The 5558-nt window shown below is 63.7% G+C and carries 5 protein-coding genes and 3 pseudogenes; 3 read left to right on the top strand and 5 right to left on the bottom strand.

Going from position 1 to position 5558, the window contains the following annotated elements; genetic code table 11:
• The 3 genes from tkt to QZ213_RS23780 form a co-directional block, all read right to left on the bottom strand.
• The coding region (gene tkt, locus QZ213_RS23790) for a transketolase (RefSeq protein WP_291688527.1) at window positions 1-1549 on the bottom strand (1549 nt) is incomplete at its 3' end.
• A 53-nt stretch (window positions 1550-1602) separates the two neighbouring features.
• Complete coding sequence (locus QZ213_RS23785; protein WP_291688526.1) at window positions 1603-2478, bottom strand: phosphoribulokinase; 876 nt, start codon at window positions 2476-2478, stop codon at window positions 1603-1605.
• A 14-nt stretch (window positions 2479-2492) separates the two neighbouring features.
• Complete coding sequence (locus QZ213_RS23780) at window positions 2493-3530, bottom strand: class 1 fructose-bisphosphatase (protein ID WP_291688525.1); 1038 nt, start codon at window positions 3528-3530, stop codon at window positions 2493-2495.
• A gap of 144 nt (window positions 3531-3674) precedes the next feature.
• Between QZ213_RS23780 and QZ213_RS23775 the strand changes: the two genes are divergently transcribed.
• A complete protein-coding gene (locus QZ213_RS23775) occupies window positions 3675-4646 on the top strand; it encodes a LysR family transcriptional regulator (protein ID WP_291688524.1) in 972 nt (323 codons plus the stop codon).
• Between the two features lie 18 nt (window positions 4647-4664).
• On the opposite strand, the pseudogene QZ213_RS23770 reads toward QZ213_RS23775, so the two are convergent.
• A pseudogene (locus QZ213_RS23770) lies at window positions 4665-4886 on the bottom strand (aminotransferase class I/II-fold pyridoxal phosphate-dependent enzyme); the annotation flags it as partial.
• A gap of 4 nt (window positions 4887-4890) precedes the next feature.
• Between QZ213_RS23770 and QZ213_RS23765 the strand changes: the two are divergent.
• Both QZ213_RS23765 and bchD read left to right on the top strand, forming a co-directional pair.
• Window positions 4891-5163: pseudogene (locus tag QZ213_RS23765) on the top strand (magnesium chelatase ATPase subunit I); the annotation flags it as partial.
• Between the two features lie 17 nt (window positions 5164-5180).
• Window positions 5181-5449 (top strand): annotated as a pseudogene (gene bchD, locus QZ213_RS23760) (magnesium chelatase ATPase subunit D); the annotation flags it as partial.
• Window position 5450: 1 nt separating this feature from the next.
• Here bchD and QZ213_RS23755 read toward each other — a convergent pair.
• The coding region (locus QZ213_RS23755; RefSeq protein WP_291688528.1) for a uroporphyrinogen decarboxylase family protein at window positions 5451-5558 on the bottom strand (108 nt) is incomplete at its 5' end.

The raw sequence follows: 5558 nt of genomic DNA, 5'->3' as shown, positions 1-5558 counted from the left end.
CACGGAACGCCGGCAGCGCCTGCCGCGACAGGCACAGCACCGAGGGGTTGGTCTCCGCGCGCAATGCGCAATCCCAGGCTTCCGCGGTCTCGATGGCGTCAGCGGGCCGAAACACCAGCAGGCCGGGAATCGCCCGCAGCGCGGCGAGATGCTCGACCGGCTGATGGGTCGGGCCGTCTTCGCCCAGCCCAATCGAGTCGTGCGTCATCACATGAATGACCCGGATTCCCATCAGCGCCGCCAGCCGGATTGCCGGACGGCTGTAGTCGGCGAAGGTGAGGAACGTGCCGCCGTAGGGAATGAAGCCACCATGCAATGCGACGCCGTTCATCGCCGCCGCCATCGCATGCTCGCGAACGCCATAGTGAACATAATCGCCTTCGAAGAAATCGCTCCGCACCGGCCGCTGCGTCCTGGCGCGGGTGAGATTGGAGTGAGTGAGGTCGGCCGAGCCGCCCAGCAAGTTCGGCAAGACTTCCGCGATCGCGTCGATCACCAGTTGCGAAGCCTGCCGGGTAGCGATGGTGGGCCGCTCGGTGCCGAAATGGTTTCGGAGCTGATCCATTGCGCCGGCGTACTCGCACGGCAATTTCCGGTTCAGCGCGTCATGAAACGGCGAACGCGCGGGAGATTGATGACGCCTGGTCCGCTCGATCCAGTTCCGCCGGGCCGCCTGCCCTCGCGTCCCGATCATGCGCCATTGCTCGGCGATTTGATCCGGGATCTCGAAAGGCTGATAGGGCCAGTTCAAGGCAGCGCGCGTCTTGGCGACTTCGTCGGCGCCGAGCGGCGCACCGTGCGCCTTTTCGGTACCCTGCCGGTTCGGGGCGCCGAAACCGATCACCGTGCGGCAGGCGATCAGCGATGGCCGGTCGTTGCCCCGCGCGCGTTCGATCGCCTCCGTAATGGCTTCCGGATCGTGCCCGTCAATACGGCAGGTCGACCAGCCTGAGGCCTGGAATCGCGTCAGCTGGTCATCCGAACAGGACAGCGACGTCGATCCGTCGATTGAAATTTCGTTGTCGTCAAACAGCACGATCAGCCGGTTCAGCCGCAGGTGCCCGGCCAGTGAGATCGCCTCATGGCTCAAGCCCTCCATCAGGCAGCCATCGCCGGCGAGGACATAGGTATGATGATCGACGAATTCGTCGCCGAAGCGGGCATTCAGCAGCCGCTCGGCCAGGGCCATGCCGACCGCCGTCGCGATGCCCTGCCCGAGCGGCCCGGTGGTGGTTTCCACGCCGGGCGTGTGGCCATATTCGGGATGGCCTGGGGTCTTGGATCCCCACTGTCTGAATGCCCGCAGCTCGTCCGATGTCACCGCCTCGTAGCCCGTCAGGTGAAGCAGCGCATAGAGCAACATCGAGCCATGGCCGGCGGACAACACAAAACGGTCGCGGTCGGGCCACGCCGGATCGGCGGGGTCGAATTTGAGGAAACGCGAGAACAGCACCGTGGCGACGTCGGCCATGCCCATCGGCATGCCCGGATGTCCCGACTTCGCCTTTTCGACCGCATCGATGGCCAGGAAGCGAATCGCGTTCGCCATGTCGGCATGCGCTACATGCGCGCGGCCGGTAAAGGATTGGAGAGCATGAACACTCATACCGTGCGCCTCTTGCGTTCCATCAGTTGCAGAATCAGGGGGGTGAGGATGAGCTGCATCGCCAGGTCGAGTTTGGCCCCGTGAATCACGATCGAATTTGCGCGCGACATGAAACTGTTCGGGATCATCGACAGCAGGTAAGGGAAATCGATGCCGCGCGGATTCTTCAGCCGGATCACCACCATCGATTCGTCCGGCGTAGGGATCCAGCGCGCGATGAAGGGGTTCGAGGTGTCGACGGTCGGCACGCGCTGGAAATTGATGTCGGTTTCGGCGAACTGCGGACAGATGTAATTTACGTAATCCGGCATGCGCCGCAGAATGGTGTCGGTCACCGCTTCCTGGCTGTAGCCGCGGTCGCTGCGGTCGCGATGCAGCTTCTGGATCCATTCCAGATTGATCACGGGAACGACGCCGATCTTGAGATCGGCATGCTGGGCGATATTGACCTTTTCGGTCACGACGGCGCCGTGCAGGCCTTCATAGAACAACAGGTCGGAGCGTTCCGGTAACTGGCCCCATTCGGTGAAGGTGCCTGGTTCGGCGCCGTACAGTTTGGCCTCGTCGTCGTCATGCACGTAATGCCGGGTCGTTCCGGTGCCGGACTCGCCGTAATCGCGAAATACCCGCTCCAGCTCTTCGAACAGATTGGTCTCGGGGCTGAAATGGCTGAAGTGCTTGTTGCCGCGCTCGGCTTCCTCCGCCATCCTCGTGCGCATCTCGGCGCGATTATAACGGTGAAATGCGTCGCCCTCGATATAAGCCGCGGCGACCTTCTCGCGACGGAAAATGTTCTCGAAGGTCTTCTTGACCGAGCTGGTGCCGGCGCCGGAAGAGCCTGTGATCGAGATGATGGGGTGACTGCGCGACATCGGCCGGGGCACTTTCAGCGAAACAGACCGCGCCGCGCGAACAGCGGTGCGTCGGAATTGTCGAACATCGGCTCGATGCCTTCATGGATGGCGGCGACGTCGCGAACGCCGCGCGCCGAGCCCATGATCAGCGGCACGCGCTGGTGCGGCGTCTTCGCCCCGAGTTCCAGGATGCGCCGGCGCCCGGTGGTGGCGGCGCCTCCTGCCCACTCCATGATCAGAGCCATCGGATGGGCTTCGTACAACAGGCGCAGCCGGCCTTCGCGATAGCCGGACCGGGCATCGGCCGGATACAGAAACACGCCGCCGCGCACCAGAATGCGAAACGCTTCCGCCACCAGCGACCCGATCCAGCGCATGTTGAAATCCGCTCCGCGGTCGCCGTTGGTGCCGGCGAGACATTCGTCGATATAGGCGCGCACCGGTCCGTGCCAGTGCCTGCGGTTGGACGCGTTAATGGCGAATTCCGGCGTGTCGGGTGCAATCTTGACGTCCTGCCCGATCAGCAGGAATTGCCGGGTGCGCCGGTCGAGGATGAAGATATCGACGCGGCCGTTGTGGCCGAGCACCAGCGTGGTCTGCGGACCGTAGACGACGAAGCCCGCGGCGCATTGCCCCGTGCCGGGCTCGAAGAAAGTCGAGAGGATATCATTGCCCCGCGGCCTTATCGAAAAGATGGTGCCGACCGAGATGTTGTTTTCGAGGTTGGCGGATCCATCGAGCGGATCGATCGCGACACAAAGCGGCGCATCGGGGTTGAGGGTTTCAGGCAGCGCCAGTTCCTCGGACAACACCGCGGCAACCGGGGCGTTGCGTAACGCGGCCCGCATCATCTCGTCGGCCAGAACGTCGATATCCTTTTGCTGATCGCCGTCGGAATTGACGCCATTGCCGGCGCCGGTAATGCCGGCCAGCGGTCCGTCGGCGATTCGGGCGGCCAGTTCGACCGCCGCCGCGGCAATAACCTCGATTACCTCAGCGGCCGCAGCGCCGTGCGGCGTCTGCGGCGCCCACCGGTTGAGATGCGAACGCAGCGTCGCGCGCTCGTCCATGGCCGTCTCCCTGCGCCCTCTCCGGGGCTGTTGAATGCGGTTCGCCGGTCGGCAATCCGCGCTGCAAAGGAAGCGCAATTTGCTGAATTAGTGAAATTTTGTTATCTTTTGTGAGGGCAAAGTTTTACTTATAGGGATACCGACATGGCGGGCCGTTTTTCGCGGGAATTGACGCTGCGCCAGTTGCGGGCGCTGGCCGCCGTTGCGAAACATCGCTCCGTTACCGCCGCAGCCAAGCAACTTCATCTGACGCAGCCCGCGGTCACGCTGCAACTTCGCAACCTGCAGGCGCTCGCCGGCATGCCTTTGATTCAGCGGACCAGCGACGGCATGTTGCTGACGGACGCCGGCCGTGAAGTGCTTGCACTCACCGAGCGCATCGAGGCCGCCGCCGCCTCTTGCGAGACGTCGCTCGACATGATCGCGGGAAAGACCGCCGGGCGAATCTCGATCGGCGCCGTCAGCACCGCCAAATATTTCGTGCCGTTCGCCATTTCCGGATTTTCGCGGCTCTATCCCAACATCGATGTCGCGCTTTCGATTGGGAACCGCCAGGAAATCGGAATGGCGCTTCGCGGCTATGATCTGGACATCGCGATCATGGGCCGGCCGCCGGTAGACATTCCCATGAACGTCCACCTGATCGGCGATCATCCCCATGTCATCATCGCGCCGACCACGCATCGGCTCGCGCGAAAGTCGCGCCTTGCACTGTCCGCGCTTGCCGACGAGACGTTCCTCACGCGCGAGCCCGGATCGGGGACGCGCGGGTTGATGGAGCAGCTGTTCGAAACCGCCGGCGTTCGCCCGAAGATCGGCATGGCGATGAGCAGCAACGAGACCATCAAGCAGGCGGTGATCGCAGGTCTCGGGATCGCCTTCATTTCCGCGCACACGGTGGCCACAGAACTCGATGAGCGGCGGCTGGTGACGCTGGATGTCGATGGCCTGCCGGTAATCCGTCAATGGTTCGTGCTCTCCCGCAAGGACAAGGTCCTGCTGCCGCCAGCGCAGGCCATGCTGGATTTCCTCAGCGCCAGGGGAGCTCAATACCTGCCGCGAACCCACGGCAGGCTCCGGCTTACGCGGCCGTCGGCGCGCGCCAAACGCGGCTGACACGCACACGCGCGCAGCTCATGCGGCCTTGGCGAGCCCGACCTCCGCCCAGATTTCCGCCAGCGCCTGGACCAGATGCTCGATATCGGCATCGGTATGGTGCGGTGAGGGCGTGATGCGCAACCGTTCGGTGCCGCGCGGTACCGTCGGATAGTTGATCGGCTGGACATAGATACCGTAGCGATCGATCAAGAGGTCGCTGATCTCTTTGCACAGCACGGGATCGCACACCATGACGGGGAGTGAACTGCGCCCGCAATTGCTGGACCGTTTTGGTCTCTCGGTCGAAGTGAAGACGCCGGACGATCTACCCAGCCGCATCGAAGTCGTGCGCCGCCGCGACGAGTTCGAGAGCGATACCGCGGCCTTCATCACGAAATGGGCCAAGGAAGAAACCAAGCTTCGGAAGAAAATCACCTCGGCACGCGACCGGCTGCCGTCGCTTACTGTGCCGGACGCGGCGCTGGAACGCGCGGCCAAGCTCTGCATGACCCTCGGCACCGATGGCCTGCGCGGAGCGCGCTTTCGGATTAGGGACAAACTCCGACGATTATCTTGCTGACCGACGGCCGTGCCAACATTGCGCGCGATGGCGGACAAGGACGTCCGCGGGCAGAGGGAGACGCGATGAGCGCTGCGCGGCAATTGCGTGCGGCAGGGATCGCGACGTGCTGGTCGATACATCGCCGCGCCCAGGCGCTTTGGCGGAAACTTTTGCCAGGGAAATGGGGGCACGCTATTTGCCGCTGCCGCGCGCCGACGCCGCGACATTGTCGCAGGCGGTTCTGGCGAGCGTTCGCTGACTCACTCTCTGTACGCGCGCACCCGCTTCAGCATCTGCTCGACATGCGCGATCGGGGTTTCCGGCTGGATGCCGTGGCCGAGGTTGAAGATCAGCCGGCCCTTTGCGTA

The sequence above is a fragment of the Bradyrhizobium sp. genome, from assembly GCF_017881085.1.
Lineage (GTDB): Bacteria > Pseudomonadota > Alphaproteobacteria > Rhizobiales > Xanthobacteraceae > Bradyrhizobium.
This window is presented reverse-complemented; position numbering and strand designations above follow the sequence as displayed.